The sequence below is a fragment of the uncultured Gilvimarinus sp. genome, from assembly GCF_963972205.1.
Taxonomy (GTDB): Bacteria; Pseudomonadota; Gammaproteobacteria; order Pseudomonadales; family Cellvibrionaceae; genus Gilvimarinus; species Gilvimarinus japonicus.
Window position 1 is genome coordinate 168058 of sequence record NZ_CAXAUC010000007.1, and the last position, 15526, is coordinate 183583.

Annotated in this window: 14 protein-coding genes; 7 read left to right on the forward strand and 7 right to left on the reverse strand. The window is 52.3% G+C overall.

What is annotated here, in order from left to right:
• Positions 1–146: 146 nt before the first annotated feature.
• On the forward strand, positions 147–1292 hold the full coding sequence (locus tag AACY82_RS12215; RefSeq protein ID WP_339617104.1) for a transporter substrate-binding domain-containing protein: 1146 nt from the start codon (positions 147–149) through the stop codon (positions 1290–1292).
• Between the two features lie 287 nt (positions 1293–1579).
• Here AACY82_RS12215 and AACY82_RS12220 read toward each other — a convergent pair whose 3' ends face one another.
• From AACY82_RS12220 to AACY82_RS12235, 4 genes are all read right to left on the reverse strand, one after another.
• Complete coding sequence (locus tag AACY82_RS12220) at positions 1580–2107, reverse strand: hypothetical protein (RefSeq protein WP_339617105.1); 528 nt, start codon at positions 2105–2107, stop codon at positions 1580–1582.
• 265 nt (positions 2108–2372) lie between these two features.
• Positions 2373–2858 carry a VOC family protein gene (locus tag AACY82_RS12225; protein ID WP_339617106.1) on the reverse strand — a complete coding sequence of 162 codons (486 nt, stop codon included), beginning with the start codon at positions 2856–2858 and terminating at the stop codon, positions 2373–2375.
• A gap of 59 nt (positions 2859–2917) precedes the next feature.
• Positions 2918–3271 carry a DUF1428 domain-containing protein gene (locus tag AACY82_RS12230; protein WP_339617107.1) on the reverse strand — a complete coding sequence of 118 codons (354 nt, stop codon included), beginning with the start codon at positions 3269–3271 and terminating at the stop codon, positions 2918–2920.
• A gap of 262 nt (positions 3272–3533) precedes the next feature.
• The gene (locus AACY82_RS12235; RefSeq protein WP_339617108.1) at positions 3534–3773 is read right to left on the reverse strand and encodes a hypothetical protein; all 240 of its coding nucleotides are present in this window, start codon (positions 3771–3773) and stop codon (positions 3534–3536) included.
• Between the two features lie 32 nt (positions 3774–3805).
• Here AACY82_RS12235 and AACY82_RS12240 point away from each other — a divergent pair, with 32 nt between their 5' ends.
• Positions 3806–3952 (forward strand): hypothetical protein, encoded by a 147-nt coding sequence (locus AACY82_RS12240; RefSeq protein WP_339617109.1) that lies wholly within the window; start codon positions 3806–3808, stop codon positions 3950–3952.
• 29 nt (positions 3953–3981) lie between these two features.
• Here AACY82_RS12240 and AACY82_RS12245 read toward each other — a convergent pair whose 3' ends face one another.
• The 3 genes from AACY82_RS12245 to AACY82_RS12255 all read right to left on the reverse strand — a co-directional run bounded on the left by AACY82_RS12245 (position 3982) and on the right by AACY82_RS12255 (position 7770).
• Positions 3982–5847 carry a serine hydrolase gene (locus tag AACY82_RS12245; RefSeq protein ID WP_339617110.1) on the reverse strand — a complete coding sequence of 622 codons (1866 nt, stop codon included), beginning with the start codon at positions 5845–5847 and terminating at the stop codon, positions 3982–3984.
• Positions 5848–5950: 103 nt separating this feature from the next.
• On the reverse strand, positions 5951–6466 hold the full coding sequence (locus AACY82_RS12250; RefSeq protein ID WP_339617111.1) for an AAA family ATPase: 516 nt from the start codon (positions 6464–6466) through the stop codon (positions 5951–5953).
• A 332-nt stretch (positions 6467–6798) separates the two neighbouring features.
• Positions 6799–7770, reverse strand: coding sequence for a GTP-binding protein (locus AACY82_RS12255; protein WP_339617112.1), 972 nt, complete (start codon positions 7768–7770; stop codon positions 6799–6801).
• Positions 7771–8003: 233 nt separating this feature from the next.
• Here AACY82_RS12255 and AACY82_RS12260 point away from each other — a divergent pair, with 233 nt between their 5' ends.
• The 5 genes from AACY82_RS12260 to AACY82_RS12280 all read left to right on the forward strand — a co-directional run bounded on the left by AACY82_RS12260 (position 8004) and on the right by AACY82_RS12280 (position 15402).
• Positions 8004–10322 (forward strand): TonB-dependent receptor, encoded by a 2319-nt coding sequence (locus AACY82_RS12260; RefSeq protein ID WP_339617113.1) that lies wholly within the window; start codon positions 8004–8006, stop codon positions 10320–10322.
• A gap of 22 nt (positions 10323–10344) precedes the next feature.
• The gene (locus AACY82_RS12265; RefSeq protein WP_339617114.1) at positions 10345–11664 is read left to right on the forward strand and encodes a hypothetical protein; all 1320 of its coding nucleotides are present in this window, start codon (positions 10345–10347) and stop codon (positions 11662–11664) included.
• A 390-nt stretch (positions 11665–12054) separates the two neighbouring features.
• A complete protein-coding gene (locus AACY82_RS12270; RefSeq protein ID WP_339617115.1) occupies positions 12055–13839 on the forward strand; it encodes a DUF1631 family protein in 1785 nt (594 codons plus the stop codon).
• 73 nt (positions 13840–13912) lie between these two features.
• Positions 13913–14407 carry a DUF4870 domain-containing protein gene (locus AACY82_RS12275; RefSeq protein ID WP_339617116.1) on the forward strand — a complete coding sequence of 165 codons (495 nt, stop codon included), beginning with the start codon at positions 13913–13915 and terminating at the stop codon, positions 14405–14407.
• 8 nt (positions 14408–14415) lie between these two features.
• Entirely contained in the window at positions 14416–15402 is a 987-nt protein-coding gene (locus tag AACY82_RS12280) for a 2-hydroxyacid dehydrogenase (RefSeq protein WP_339617117.1), read from the forward strand.
• The last annotated feature ends 124 nt before the right edge of the window (positions 15403–15526 follow it).

Genomic DNA, 15526 nt, shown 5'->3' on the forward strand with positions numbered 1-15526 from the left:
CTATCGCAAGCGGTGCCTCCCGTACATCGAATACCGACAGACTCCCCCCTTTCGTTTTATTTCCGGCTCAGGCCTCGCTAGCGGTCGCGTTCATCGCGAGCGGGGGGCGAGGGCAGGTTTAGTTTGCTCGTCTGCGGCGTCGCTCAATGGCTTTATGGTCTGATTATTTGAAAGCGCTGGTAAACTGTGCCAACGTTAAAATATCAGACACCTTCGAGGGAAAGCCTGTGCGTATTTATATTCTTGCTCTAGTCGCCTGCCTTGCTGCACCACAGCTGGGTATGGCTCAGCCTTCCGATCAAGTTCTTACGGTGGGCGTTAAAGTCGCGCCGCCTTTTGTCATCAAGCAACCCGATGGCAGTTACACTGGTCTGAGCATCAATTTATGGCAGCGCACGGCAGAAAAGCTCGGTAGAGACTACCGTTTTCAAGAGACGGACCTAAATGGTTTGCTGGCAGGTTTGCAAGACGGTAGCTTAGATGTCTCGGTGGCGGCAACCACCGTGACTGCCGAGCGCGAGTCGCTTGTTGACTTTACCCATCCATTTCACACCACTGGCCTCACCATTGCGGTGCGCTCGCAAAGCAGTGGACTCTGGAGCACGATTAAGCGCTTTATGTCTTGGGAGTTTTTTGCCGCGTGCGGTGCGCTGGTGGGTTTGTTGTTATTAGTGGGTTTTTTGTTGTGGCTGGCGGAGCGACATAAAAATAAAGAGATGTTTGGCGGCACTAAAGCCCAAGGCATAGGCGCCAGCTTTTGGTGGGCGGCGGTAACCATGACCACGGTAGGTTATGGCGATAAAGCTCCAACCACCTTGGCCGGTCGGCTGATTGGCTTGGTGTGGATGTTTACCGCCATTATTATTATCTCCAGCTTTACCGCGGCCATTGCCACTAGCTTAACTGTGGGGCAATTATCATCGTCGGTACGCAGCGTCGCTGATCTTTCTAGTGTGCGAGTGGCCACGGTAAGTGGGTCGGCCAGTGCGACCAGCTTGCGCGAGCGGGGCATCGGCTTTCACGCCACGCAATCGTTAGATGACGCGCTTGATAAGCTTGAGAGCGATCAGGTTGATGCGGTGGTTTACGATCAGCCTATTGTGAAATACCACATTATTCGCGATTATCCCGGCGACCTACGAGTGCTGCCTAACACCTTCGAGCGCCAAGACTACGCGATTGCCCTGCCCGAGGGCAGTACCCTGCGCGAGCCGATTAACCACGCGTTATTGGAGATTATTGCCAGCGACTCTTGGCGGGCGACGCTTTCCAAGTATCTGGGAGAGCCCTAGCGGTTTATACCTAAAGTGCTTTGGCGCGCTATAAGGCCTGAATGCTGGTTGAAGGATAGGGCTTATAGGTTTTAATCATGGGGTGCAGGTAATGCCAGCACTAGGTCTACATTGCTGTTCGGGTGTACTTGTGTTGTATCGCGCGAGCGGAGCTTTTGTCTATCACGCTGCAGGCCGTGCAGCGTGATAGACAAAGGTTAAACAAAACAGGGCATGAGCGCCGCTATGCTTTTTGTTTTGGCCTATGCGCGAATTGGATTTTCATGCTCAGTTCGCATTCTTTAAGACTAATGCTGCCACTCGTCTGACAAAAGTGTGGCTGAGTCGTTCTCTAGCTTGATTTCGTGCTTCGAAGTTTGACTGTCGGCACCCACAAAATAAAACTCATAGACGATAACATCGCTCATCTGTTTGCTTTCGATAATACGCTGGGGTTTTTTCTGGCCAAAGGTGTCGCTGTACAGTTCGCGTACCGGGGTTGGGCAGTCTGCCAGCGTTAGGTCGCGTTGAATCTCAACAACCTCCCATAGGTTTTGCTCGTTGAGTAACATGTCGAACTCAATTTCGGCGCCGTCGGCGGTTACGCCTTCAAGGTCAAGATACTGGTTGCCGTGCTTGGATTCTTGTTCAGCCTCTTTTAGCACAAAGCCTGGCTGTAATTTTTGTACAGCCTCTAGCGCCTGGGTCGGTACTTTGTCGCCGGATATTTCCTCTTTTTGGTATAAGTCAGATCCAATATCCGACTGCGCGGCTTGAACTGAGCAACAAATGCTAAATGTGGCCGCTAAAAGAGTTTGCGAGAAACGAGTATTCATAGTGGTGTCCTATTGTGGAGAATGTAAGTGGTTGCGGTTCTCGCACTGGAGGCTCTTTGTTTCTCAGACATAGTAAAAGCCTAGTGTGTATATTCGGCTTTTCTCGTCCTTATTGTTTTAACAAAACCAAAATTCGCCCGGTAACCCGAGCCGCTATGTTGGCTTTTGTCAGTGTGTCAGATAACCCCAAAAATTGCTACGTAGCGATGTGGGCATGCCCCCAGAACAACCTATTGGCGGGGTGGATCTGGAGCATAATATTCGATCAACCCCGGACGGCCGCTACTATTGTTCCGACGTCGATTTTTGTCATGGTTAACATGGCATCGAAAGCGCGCTTGGCAACGGCAGCATTTGAGCTGGTTATCGCTTGGGTTAGCGCCACTGGTGTTATTTGCCACGAAATCCCCCATTGGTCTTTGCACCAGCCGCAGGCACTCGCCTCACCGCCGTTGGAAATAATGGCGTTCCAGTAGCGATCGGTTTCGGCCTGATCATTGGTTGCTACCTGAAACGAAAACGATTCATTGTGGCTAAATGCTGGGCCGCCGTTAAGTCCCATGCAGGGAATGCCCATAACGGTAAAGTCTACGGTTAGTGCATCACCTTGCTTGCCGGCTGGATAATCACTCGGTGCGCGATGTACGGCATCGACCGAAGAGTCGGAAAAAGTGCTCGCATAGAATTTGGCGGCCGCTTCAGCGTCGCCATCAAACCACAGGCACACTCTGTTCTTGGCTATTGTCGTCATAGGATCGCTCCAGATGTAGAGTTGCCCACCTGAGCCTTGCGGTCGAGGCGGGCTACTTGTTACTGATTAAAAATAACTTGGAAGCCGCCGTATATAAGCCGTTTTCCGTCAAATGGCATGGGGTTATTTTCGGCGCTCATGCGCTCGTCTTCCATTACTTTTTGCATGCCTCTGTCCCGAACGGCCTTAGAGGGCCACTCAACCAAACCAAACACCACGGTTTCATTGTCTTTGCGCTTCACCGCCATGGGAAAGGAGGTTGTCTCTCCGTCTGGAACATCATCGCCCCAGCACTCTGTTAACCTAAGGGCGCCGTGTTCTTTAAAGCACTCGGCGGCCAACTTAACATGTGCAATATATTGATCTTTATTTGCTGTTGGTACTGCGGCCACAAAACCGTCTATATAGCTCATCGCATTGCTCCTGTTGTTTAACGCACCGATGATAGTGCGAGTACTAGCTAACTGATGTAGTAATTCGTGCCAACACGCACGAAACAACCGTGACTGACTTCAAAATCGCCTCAGAGGGTTGTTACAGGATAGTCGAAGAGGGCGCTGGTATTTCGACAAGGTGTTACGAAAATAAAATCAATGTAGGGGTGGAGCTTTGACTCGCTCATGTTGATCTGTGACGAGGAAGAGGGGGAGCTGTCATCAATACCGCAGAGCTTGGCTAATTTCCAAGAATGCTTAGCACTAACAATGTAAAGATAAGCGCCGCTGCTAGTGCAAAATACTGCCCTAGCTTAGAGCTGGCCTCAGCTTGGCCTTGGTGGCGCTTAAGGTAATCTTTCAGCTCCGCATCGGATAGGCCTGCGCAGTGAGTACACTCGCTCGTTTTTTCGGGTGACTGTAAGTTGCAGCGCTGGCACGTTTTCAGTGCCTCTGGAGGCGGTGCTGGTATAAATCTCATAACGATTCCTTGTTTCTAGCGGTAAGGCATTTATGCTCGTACAGGATGAGGCGCTTGTGGTTCTTAGCCTGATTGTCTGGCTCATTTCTGAGCTGTCGATTCGCCAAGCCTTAGTGACAAGCTCTGAAGAAGCAGAGCGCTGCCAGCAGAGCCTGGCTGCTGATAAAAACGTCGAGTAAAAACCTACGCCCCAGTATATCGATATGAACTATTGATCACCAAGCACAACCTGAACAATCTTCTCTGCCGTTCGAGCTTTATACTTCAGCTCCCATCGGTTTGTATTCGCAAGAAAAACAAAAGTGATCTTTTCATTCGGTAGCCACAGCAACTCTGCGTGGAATCCCGGTGCCTCTCCAGCGTGTCCTAGGGCGGTAAAACCGGCGATACGTTCAACGGCTATGCCGAAGCCGTATTCTACTGGCGGTTTAAACCCCTTGGGGAGTACCGTTGCAGTGATTGTTTCGCTGTAAGCTTTATCGCTAAGAACGTTACCGCTGTGTAAAGCCTCATTCCAGATAAAAAGATCATCGACTGTGGATATTAAACCGGTGGCTCCATTCCAGTTTCCGTGCAAGCTCGATACGCCCGGGTCTAGAGCCTTAACGGTCTTCTCGTCGACTACTGCGTAGCCTGTCGCTGCATGGGTTAAGGGTCGATTATTGTTATAAATTGCTGAGTCTTTCATTCCCAGAGGCGAAAAGATATTCGTTTTTAAGTATTGATCAAAAGAAAGGCCGGATACTTTTTCTATAATCAATGCCAAAACGACATAAGCAGAGTTGCTGTAACGCCACTTTTCGCCCGGTTTAAAGTACAAGTCTTGGTTTTCTAGTGCTTTAATAAAGTCGTGCGACTCAAGATGTTGGCTAAATAGCGCTTTAGATGCGTCCGGTTCGAATAAGCCCGAGGTATGGTTCATCATATGCTTAAGCGTCACGGGTTTGGTTTTTGATAAGCTGGGGAAGTACTTGGTTAACGGGTCGTTAATGGACAACAAGTTCTTCTCTTGCAGTTGCAAAATAGATGCTGCGGTAAATTGCTTGGTGATCGACCCCACATGAAACTTGGTTTGGGTGTCGTTTGATGTGTTTGCTGCGACGTTGGCCAGGCCCCTGCCACCTTTGGCCAGTACTTTGCCATTTTGGGCAATTAAGTAGGAAAATCCCGACGAGCCCTTATAGTAAAGGCTGTCGAAGTAATTGGAAATTTGCGCGGCTACATCTGGCGCGGTTATTTCTATATTTGCGCCTCGCTCTATAAGCGCATTCTGCCGTTTCGTATCGCCTATATGAGTAGCAATATGAAGCGCCGTTAGGCCTAAATTATTTCTTGCGTCGATACTAATCCCGCTTTTCAGAAGGCGGTCAAGCTCGTTACTGGATAGCGAGGGGGATAGATTGACAAAGGCATTGTCGGTAGCTGTTTTACTTAATGGCCTAAAGAGAAAAGACCAACCCTTGTCTGCGCGCAATACCTTGATGACGAGCTGATTCGTCCCCGCTTTAAGGTTATAGGGCACAAGGTATTGGTCAGGGCTTATCTCTGTGCTGATGGGGCTCTTATGAATAATCTTGCCGTTAAGCCAGATTTTTAGTGCCGCGTTGCTGCCCACACCAAAATACCCGCTCTCTTTTTCGCTGGACTCGAACTCAGCGGCAGCATAGGTATAGGCGAATTTTGTAGGTTCAAGGTATCGACCTAAATGAATATAACTGAAATCAGAGTGGATCGACTTCCAGTTGTGCGGTTCCCTGTTTAAAGTGATTTTGCCTACCTTTATTGATTTCCACAGGTCGTTGACCTTTATTAAGTCTTGGCTATGCGCAGCCTTTAGCTCTTTTTCGGTGCTGCCAAACGGGACTGGCTCCAGCAATGTCCAGCGAGTTAGAAAGACGTCATCTTTGATGTTGTTGTAGATGGTAACGGGGCTTTGCTTTGACGGTTCTCGCTCTGACTTACTTTGAGTTGGTTGGGTGTTATTGGCAGCAGCGCAGGTGCCAGCTAGTGTTGCTGACAGTAATAGTACGAAACATACGCTCTTAGTTAGAAGTTTGTTCATATTTTCAGCCATAGTCTTTTCCTTAAGGTGGGAATAGGCGAGGGGTTGCTATCTTTATTTTTGTTGTCTGAAAAATCCTTTTTAGGGCGCGATGCGACAGAAAAGTTTCTCGACGTTATTGTTTTTGTTGAGCAGAGATTGCGTTTAGTACTTCTTGATAATTTTTACAGAATGCAATTTTGTGTTCATGCTCAGAGATAAAGGTTTTAATTCTAATCATATTGTCGCTGTCGAATTTTTGATTCCACCAGAACATTTCCATGAACGAAGAAAATGTCTCCTTTTTGAACTCCAATAAAATAAACTTCCGATAAAGAAACCGCTTAAAAATACGCCACTGCCTAAGGTATACCGATGGACTTAAGATTATGATGATGTCGGCACACTTAAAAGATTCAGCAAGCCATTTATAATATACGCCCTCAATAATCCAGTTGTCATTATTCAATATTTCAGCTAACTTTTCATCTCTAAGTTCTTCACTGGCGCGGATATAAGAGTCTTGGCTTTGATCCCAGAATACTCGGTCAAGATCAAAGGCCGATAGACCTAAATGCTTCTCTAACTTTTTAGCGCTAAATGTCTTACCGCTGCCAGGTCCGCCAATAATATGGATTTTTCGGTATGGCAAATGACTCTCCGAGATGTCTAAAGCTAAGTCATGCGACTCAGTCGCACTTTGTCCCGGCACTCTACCCCGCAAGAAGTTGGTTTAAAAGGTGTTCGGAGGTGTTTAAAAAAGAAAAAATAGGCATTTTCTGACAGCTCCATGTCTGGGGGAAGTGCGACGGTTTTAATGAATAAATAAGGTAATGACTTTTTCGCTCTAGGGCAAGTTTTGGCTAACTGATTGATACATAGGGCTTTGGGCTGTTGATTACATGGCCGGCCGGTTATTTTCTGGCCCGTTCCCCGTTCCCCGTTCCCCGTTCCCCGTTCCCCGTTCCCCGCTCCCCGCTCCACTCACTCCAAACACTTTTCCATCTCCTCACCCAATGCATCCCACTCCAGTGGTTGATGATGAATAATCTCCAGCCGACTATCCTCGCACTCATCCAGCTCCAACATTTTAACCACGCCGTCGGCGAGATTGAGGGCGATGATGCCTTGGTCGGTAATCAGTACTGCTTTTAGCCGATCGCAGCTTAGGCCGTTTACCCAGTTGAATAGCGGCTCAAGCGCAAATACCTGGGCGGGGTGAATGACCCAGCCGGCGCTGAAGTATCCCTGCCCCTGGTGTTGTTTGCTGACAATAGGGTGCTCGGCCGTTGGCGTGGGCAATGTGGCAGCCGGGTAGTTGCCGCCGTGGTGGTGACTGGGCTCGGGCAGTGGGCTGTGTTGTTGGTGCTCGCCCTCTAGCCAGTGTGGTTGCAGTTGGCCCTGCTTGATCTGTACCTGTGGCCGTTGCTGCAGTAACCATTGACCTAGTTGTTTGTGCATGGCGGTTAGCTGCTCGTCGCTCGCTAAGTCCATTTTACCGACCACCAGTACATCGGCCACCTCTAGTTGCTGGCGGAACACGTCGTTGTCTAAGTGCCTTTGGCTGAGAAAATGGCGAGGGTCGATAAGGGTTAAACAGGCTTTTAGCTCGATCACGTTTTGAAAGTGATCGTTCAGGGTTTGCAGTATTTCGAGCGGGTGACCGAGGCCGGTGGGCTCGATGATTAGCCGGTCAAACTGCTGCTGCCGCAATAGCTGGGTTAGCCCCACCTGCATGGGTAGGCCCGCCACACAACACATACAACCGCCGGGGATTTCTTTGACGGTGGCGCCGCCCTCACTTAACAGCGCACCATCGATGCCGATTTCGCCAAACTCGTTGACCAGAATCGCCCAGCGCTCGTGCCCGGTTTTTTGACTTAACAAATGGCGGATTAGGGTGGTTTTGCCTACGCCTAAAAAGCCGGTGATGATGTTGGTGGGGATGGTGTTCATGGTGATCCTGATGGTTACGGGTTACGGGTTACGGGTTACGGGTTACGGGTTACGGGTTACGATAGATTAGACTCGGTAATAATATTTCCGTCCACCGTCCACCGTCCACCGTCCACCGTCCACCGTAATGTTATACTGTTGCTTTTCATGATTGTTATGTTATAACATAATGGCGGTTTAAGCGAGTCGCTACACTTGTTTGTCTTATATGGTATCGGGTATTGGGGGTTTTTGTGTTGAAACGGTCTTTGTGGGCTCTGGGGTGCGTGGTTCTGCCGTGTTGGGCGAGTGCCGACACTATTCAGGGGGTGGTGCAGGATGCGGCTGGTTTACCGGTCGTGGATGCCACTGTGCAGGTGGTGGGGGCTCGTACTCGTACCACGACCAATGCAGCGGGCGAGTTTATCTTGCAGGAGTTGTCTAGTGACGACGTTGAGTTGCATGTACGAGCGCCACTTTATATTCACAAAAATGTGCATGTTCACGAAGGTGGGCAGTCGCTGCGAATCGTGCTGGATGAAACCGTGATGGAGATTGTCGATGTGACGGCGCTGCCGTGGCATGTATCGCAAATGGAGTCGGCCGCCCCGGTATCGGTACTTAGTGGGGATGCACTGCGCGATCAGCAAGCGGCAACGCTGGGCGACACCCTTGGTAAGCAAGTGGGTGTGCACTCTAGTTATTACGGGCCGGTAGCCGGCACGCCTATTATTCGTGGGCTTTCTGGCCCGCGTGTGTTGGTGGCGCAAAATGGTTTGGACGTGGGCGATGTATCGCGCAGCGGACCGGACCATGCCGTGACGGGCGAGGCGACGACCGCACGGCAAATTGAAATCTTACGCGGCCCCGCCACTTTGTTTTACGGCAGCGGTGCGGTGGGCGGCGTGGTGAATGTGGTGGACGATCGTATCCCCCAAGATGCTGACACGTTTGGTCAATGGCAGCTGGAATACAATGGCGCTAATAACGAGCCCGTGGTGCAGGGTAGCGTTAATACGGGCGTAGGTGATTTTGCTGTGCACGCCGATGGTTTTTGGCGCGAGGCCGATGATTTAGAGATTCCCGGTTATGCCGAGGCACAGCCGGACGGCGATGGCACTTACGGTGTGCTGGAAAACTCGGCTTACGATAGCCAAGGCGCCACCATTGGCGGTAGCTATTTAATGGAGAGTGGTTTTGCCGGTGTCAGTGTAGGCCGGCTTGAGCGCACTTATGGCATCCCCGGGCATAGTCACGACGGCGTTGCCGTGCAGGCTGAGCTTGAGCAAAACCGCTTGCAGTTTGTCAGCGAGTACAGTTTTGATCATGACATTCTAGCCGAAGCGCGGCTGCGCTACGGCTACACTGATTACCAACATCGCGAGCTAGAAGGCGATGCCATAGGTACCATTTTTACTAACGAATTACACGAGGCGCGGCTCGAATTATTCCATCAGCCATTTGCCGAATGGCGCGGCGCGCTAAGCTTGCACGTAAAGCATGAAGATACCGCCGCCGACGGCGAAGAGGCATTCACACCGCCGTCGGTAACGGATATGTGGGCCCTGGCGCTGATGGAAGAAAAGCACTTTGGCGATTGGTTGGTGCAGCTGGGTGCACGGGTCGAGCGTATCGAAGTCGATGCCAGCGATGTGCGCCTAGACGGTGATGGAGATCGCGGTTTTTATCATATCGAGCAGGCGTTTACGCCTTACAGTTTATCGCTGGGTACGGTGTGGGATTTTACCGAAGGCTACAATCTGGCGGTGTCTTTATCGCACTCGCAGCGCGCGCCCTCAACCACCGAGTCGCTGTCGCTTGGGCCACACCTTGGAGCCGGCTCCTATGAGGTAGGTGCTATTTTTGAGTTTGCCGCCAACGAGTCGGGTGACTGGGTGGTTAACTTTTCTGATCGCGCGCTCGGCATGGAAACGGCAAACAATATTGATATCTCGTTGCGCAAATTTTCGGGCGATGTTGGTTTTGTTGTCGGCGCATTTTATAACCGCGTGGACGATTTTTACTACGCGCGGGCAACTGGGCTTGAAACGGAAGCTGAACATGAGCACGAGCACGAAGAGCATGCCCATGAAGAAGACGGCCATAACGAGCACGACGACGAACTTTTGCCCGTGTACCAATTTACCCCGGCTGACGCAGAGTTGTATGGCGCAGAGGCCGAGCTGCATTGGCAAGTCTACGCCCCGCTTACGTTGCGCGTAACCACCGATTACACCCACGCGACTTTGCGCAGTGGTGGCAACCTACCGCGTATTCCTCCGTTGCGGGCAGGCTTTGCGGCCGACTATGTCGCCGGCCCCTGGAAGATCAACGCCAGCGCGAGCCACTATTTTGATGCCGACGACACCGCAACACTCGAAACCAAAACCGAGGGCTACACCTGGGTGGATGCAGAGGTGAGTTATGGTTTCTCTTTGTTGGGTGATGCGCGGGTTTACCTGCGTGGCGATAACTTGCTTAACGAAACCGCCCGTGTGCACAGCTCCTTTATTAAAGATATCGCGCCGCGTGCCGCGCGCTCGGTATCGGCCGGGATTCGCACCACTTTTTAATTTCACGTTTAAGGATGTAACGATGCAACAGCTAGCAAAACGCAATCCGCTATTCGCCGCTTTTTTCGCATTGGCGTTAACCGCCTGTGGCGACAGCGAGACGAATATTTACGCCCAAGATGTGGCTGAGCCTGAACATGAAGACCACGACCATGACGACGAGCACGACCACGACCACGATGAACAAGCCAGTACGGCGCGCTTGATTTTGACCGAGGTCGGCTCTGAGGTTGTGTACGTGGTGGCGGCCGATGACGGTGATCAAGTGGCCGAGCTGAGCCTGCCGGCCCCAGTTGGTTATGTCTACCCAATGCAAGGTTATCGCTACGCGGCGTTTGTGCATCGCGATGACAACTGGGTGAGTTTTGTCGATGGCGGCGTTTGGTCGGAGGATCACGGCGATCACGATCATCCTTATGCTGAGGAGCCGGTCATTATGGATTTTGCGCTGGACGGTGTGCGCCCAACGCATTTTACCTTGGCTGACGCTGGCGCAGCGGTGTTTTTCGATGGCAACGGCGAGACCGGCGATGTGGCCGGGGTTGCCACCTTTAGCGATGCTACTATCGCTGATAACGGCTTAGAAAACACCCTGCAGTTTGCCACCCACATGCACGGTGCGGCGCAATTGCGTGGCGAGCATTTACTGGCAACCGAGCGCGATGCTGCCACTAGTAGCACACTGCCTGCCGCGGTTGGCTTGTACCACTTGCACGATGGCATGTACGAGCACGAGTTAACCTTTACCGAGCTTTGCCCCGGTTTGCACGGCAGCGCGCAAAATGAAAACTTCATTTTATTTGGCTGTGAAGACGGCGTGTTGCTGATTGACGAATCAACCGATTTTAGCGCAAGCAAAATCACCAATGCCGATGACTTTACCGATGGTATGCGGGTGGGCACCTTGCGCGCCCATCATCATGCAGAGCAAGCGGTTGCCATTGCCTCGGGGCAGTTTTATCTGGTCGATCCGGCGCTTGCCCAGCTGCAGCCGTTGGGCGTGAGCTTGCCTGACGGTGTCAGCGCGGTGAGCTATGAGTTTGTGTTGGGCGGCGAGGCTTTTGCTATATTGCAGTCCGATGGCGAGCTTGTGGTGTTGGACGCTCACGATTGGTCCGAGCAAGGGCGGGTTTCAGTAGTGCAAAACCCTGAAGCCGACGCGCTTACGTTAATAGTGCAGTCGGACGGGCACATGGCTTACGTGCTTAATAGTGCCGGTGAGCAAGTGATTCCGGTAGATCTGGAAGATGCCCACGCAGATGAACCCTGGGCACTGGGTTTTGCTCCGGCAAGTGGGGCTTGGTTGGGCGTCGTGACGGAGGAGCACGATCACCAACACTAGTGCTCTTGGGTGGCTATGACCACCTAATTCATTAGCCCGCCTACGCCAACTTGGGTAGGCGGGCGTCTTGGTTTTTAATGGTCAGTTGCCTTCCTTTTTTATTAAGCTTGTCGTCTAATTCAACGGTTGCTATTATGTCGGCGAATCGTGCGGGCGTGCGTCATAATATGGCGTGTTCTTAGTGGTCCGCACCCGCGCCGTGCGGCCGTGCTAATGGTCCGCCTGAGCCGTCCCCGCAATAGCTTAATATTACGCAGTTACACTCCCTTTTATAACGGATAGTGAGTTGGCCTTTTAGTTGCTCTACACGCCTTAACCGCTAAGCGTGGTGCGGTATCTGAGCGGTAAACCTTGTGGTGGAAGCGGTTCGTTGTGTCAGTGAGGACAGTAATGAAGGATGCCAGCCAGCGGAACCCAAGCCGCCTACCGGAACACCTAGATAACCTGTGTCAGTGGACACAGGCAAACGAACGCTTGGCCTCTGAGCAGCTGATACCTCTGTTGGCGTGGAATAAAGTCAGCTGGGATTCTTTTAAAGACTCGTTTCCGGCGGCAGACGCGCAGTGCTTGGTGGCTGTGTGGTTGTTGCGCGCGCTGTCTGAGAACGTCGATGTTGATCGCGCGCTGGGAGATCGAGTGCAGCGCTTGCAGTTGGCATTGCTGGGTCATTTAATTGCCGCTGATGCCCCCTTGCGCTGGTGTTTGCCCGAGTGGTGTGAGCAGTTGGATCGGCTGTGTTTTCATTGGCAGGGCTGGTACCCAACCTTGGGGCGTTTAGGCGAGCGCTTTTTGGCGCGTACCGATGACTTGCTGGGCGTGTTGGAGAGCGGCTCGCCAGAAGCGTCGCTTGCGGCTATGCGTGATTTTAACCGCCGAGCGGACCGCGAGCTGGACCGCGCGGCGACCTTGGCGCGCCGCATTCGCGAATCCGAGCTGGGGCAGCAGAGCGTTAGTAACGCCCACCGTGAGGTGGTTACTTACCTCAATAACCACCTCGCCGGCTGCAGTTTGCCCGAGCCCGTCTACGAATTTGTGATTGGCTCTATTCAGCCCGCATTACAGTATTATTTGATTAACGATGAGCGCGAACTTTGGTCCACCTGGACCGAAAACCTAAGCGATTTAATTGGCTGTTTAAGACCGGTCAAAACCGAAGAGCAGTGGCAGCGCTTTCACCAAAACTCGGCGCTTTTTGTCGCCCGCCTAAGTACTGCCAAGCCACCCCATAACTGTATTTTTGAGCACTACCATCAGTTTGTCACGGATGTAACCATCTGTGTTGATCGGCTGCGTGCGGGCGACCGACCAGAGATGATTATCGCTCCGCCGTTGTTCGATAGGCGTCGCTCATCCAAGCCGCTCGATGCCCAAGAGCCCCGCGCGCAAGACCTAGAGCCCCACGGGTTTGAGTGTGGTGATTGGTTGGCGTATCGCACCGAGTACGAGGGCGTGTTGCGTTGCCAGTTTTTGTTGCAGCCGCCCGGCAGTCACGAGTTATTGTTTGTCAATAGAGAGGGCCACCGGGTTTTGACTGCGCCGGTGGGCCGGATTCTCGACTGCTTAGAGTCGGGCGAGGCGCGCCGCATGCTGCCAGTGCAGGCCTACAGTACGGCGTTGAATACCGCTGCGGCGCGGCTCGAGTATGTTCATTCCGAGCTGGCCTGTCAGCGCCGGGTGGCAGAGCAGCTGGAGCAACAACGCCTAGCGCGGGCAGAGCGTTTGCGTGAGGCGCGCGAGCGTGATCGCAAAAAGCGTAAAGCGGCCGATAGGGCCGAGCGTGTGAAGGCTTTGCAAGAAGAGACGCAGCGTATTAAGCGCGAGCAGGCCGCGTTTGAGCGCCACCGCGCTGCCGCCGAGCAGGCGTTGGCCGAGCAGCGATTAAGCAGCGCGCTAACCGAGGTAGAAGCGTTAACTATTGGCAGTTGGGCCGAGCTGCGTTTGAACGACGTTGAGAGCGTTAAATGTGAGTTGGTGATGTTACTGCAGTCGACGGGCAAATACGTTTTTCATAACCACTTGGGGCGCCCCGTTGTGACACTGCTGCGCGAGCAGCTGGCGCAGATGTTGGTGGCCGGGCACGCGGTGTTTTTTCAGCCGGCGCTGGGCTTTGATAACCGCTTGGAGCGTATCGTTCAGGGGCAGCGCCGGCCAGGACGTGAGGCGGGCCGCCGATAAAGGTCCGTGGTTTGGTACTCGCGAATAATCGCACTATACTGGGACTTTTAAACATAACGATAGGGCGAGCGAGATGGATCTGGAAAAAATTGAAAAACTCAATGAGTTAAAAGAAAAAGGCCTGATTAGCGAGCAAGAGTACAACGAGGCAAAAGCCAAAGCGCTGGGCAGCAAATCAACCACCAGCTCCGACCCAATGGGCGATATGGATAACCGCACTTTTAGTATGCTGCTGCACTTTTCTCAGTTGTGTGGTTTTGTTGCGCCAGTGTTTGGCTGGGTTGTACCGCTGGTCTTGTGGATTATCAAGCGCGACGATCCCTACATCGATCAGCAGGGCAAGGTGGTGTTTAACTGGATCATCAGCTCTTTTATTTACTTTATTATTTGTCTTATCTTGATGATGCTCGTGGTGGGTTTCTTCTTAATGATTGCGTTGGGTATTGCGTCGATTATCTTCATCGTCATCGGTGCAATAAGGGCCAAAGATGGCGTAATAAAGAATTACCCCATGAGCATCGGCTTTTTTCGGGTTGAGCCGACCCCTGTTGAAAGAATTGAGCCATAGGCAGCCCGATGCGCGTTGCCGTTTTTAACACCAAGGCATACGACCGCCTCTACTTGGAGGCGGCCAGCGCGCATGAATTAACTTTTATCGAGGCTCACCTCAATGTGCAAACCGCCCCCCTGGCGGCGGGCTTTGCGGCGGTGTGTTGCTTTGTTAACGACACCTTGGATGAACCGGTATTGCGGCAGTTGGCCGAGCACGGCGTCCAGCTTATTGCTATGCGCTGCGCCGGCTTTAACAACATTGATCTGCCCGCCTGCGAGCGGCTGGGCCTCACCGTATGTCGCGTGCCCGAGTACTCGCCTTTTGCGGTGGCCGAGCACGCCGTTGCTTTGGTGTTGGATTTAAACCGACATATTCACCGCGCGTTTAACCGTGTGCGCGAGCAAGATTATTCGCTGGATGGTTTGCTCGGGTTTGATTTGCACGGCAAAACCGTGGGGGTGGTGGGCAGCGGTAAAATTGGCCGCGCTTTTGCTCGCATCATGAATGGTTTTGGTTGTCAGGTGATTGTCAGCGACCCTCTGGTTAACGACGAGATGGCCGGTATTGCTCGCTATGTGTCCGCCGCCGAGTTATGGGCTGACAGCGATATAATCTCTTTACACTGCCCATTATTGCCCGCTACTCACCATTTAATTAACGCCGACACCATCGCTCAAATGAAACCTGGTGTAATGCTGGTTAACACCAGTCGCGGCGCGCTGATTGATACGCCTGCGGTCATCACCGCGTTAAAGTCTGGCCAGATTGGCTACTTGGGTTTGGATGTGTACGAGGAGGAGGGCGACCTGTTTTTTGACGATCTCTCTGGCACTATTATTCAGGACGATGTGTTTGCCCGGCTAACCACTTTCCCCAATGTGTTGGTCACCGGTCATCAGGCATTTTTTACCCGCGAAGCACTGGCCGAGATCGCCCGCGTTACCTTGCAGAACCTTACCGACTATGAGTGCGGAGCGCTGCCTGATGCCAGCCGGGTTACCGGCCACTAAAGCGCATGCGGCGCAATAATTAACGTGGCACAGCACTGGTCGATTGGTGTACAATCGCGCCTTCTTTTTTCCCGATTTTTTAGTCTTGGTAGTCCCGCCTGCTCGACAATGCCTGTGCCTTTGT

Bases quoted from the DNA above. Each gene is read 5' to 3' on its own strand.
- AACY82_RS12215 (WP_339617104.1), top strand. From the start codon at position 147: ATGGCTTTATGGTCTGATTATTTGAAAGCGCTGGTAAACTGTGCCAAC.
- AACY82_RS12220 (WP_339617105.1), bottom strand. From the start codon at position 2,107: ATGAATACTCGTTTCTCGCAAACTCTTTTAGCGGCCACATTTAGCATT.
- AACY82_RS12225 (WP_339617106.1), bottom strand. From the start codon at position 2,858: ATGACGACAATAGCCAAGAACAGAGTGTGCCTGTGGTTTGATGGCGAC.
- AACY82_RS12230 (WP_339617107.1), bottom strand. From the start codon at position 3,271: ATGAGCTATATAGACGGTTTTGTGGCCGCAGTACCAACAGCAAATAAA.
- AACY82_RS12235 (WP_339617108.1), bottom strand. From the start codon at position 3,773: ATGAGATTTATACCAGCACCGCCTCCAGAGGCACTGAAAACGTGCCAG.
- AACY82_RS12240 (WP_339617109.1), top strand. From the start codon at position 3,806: ATGCTCGTACAGGATGAGGCGCTTGTGGTTCTTAGCCTGATTGTCTGG.
- AACY82_RS12245 (WP_339617110.1), bottom strand. From the start codon at position 5,847: ATGGCTGAAAATATGAACAAACTTCTAACTAAGAGCGTATGTTTCGTA.
- AACY82_RS12255 (WP_339617112.1), bottom strand. From the start codon at position 7,770: ATGAACACCATCCCCACCAACATCATCACCGGCTTTTTAGGCGTAGGC.
- AACY82_RS12265 (WP_339617114.1), top strand. From the start codon at position 10,345: ATGCAACAGCTAGCAAAACGCAATCCGCTATTCGCCGCTTTTTTCGCA.
- AACY82_RS12270 (WP_339617115.1), top strand. From the start codon at position 12,055: ATGAAGGATGCCAGCCAGCGGAACCCAAGCCGCCTACCGGAACACCTA.
- AACY82_RS12275 (WP_339617116.1), top strand. From the start codon at position 13,913: ATGGATCTGGAAAAAATTGAAAAACTCAATGAGTTAAAAGAAAAAGGC.
- AACY82_RS12280 (WP_339617117.1), top strand. From the start codon at position 14,416: ATGCGCGTTGCCGTTTTTAACACCAAGGCATACGACCGCCTCTACTTG.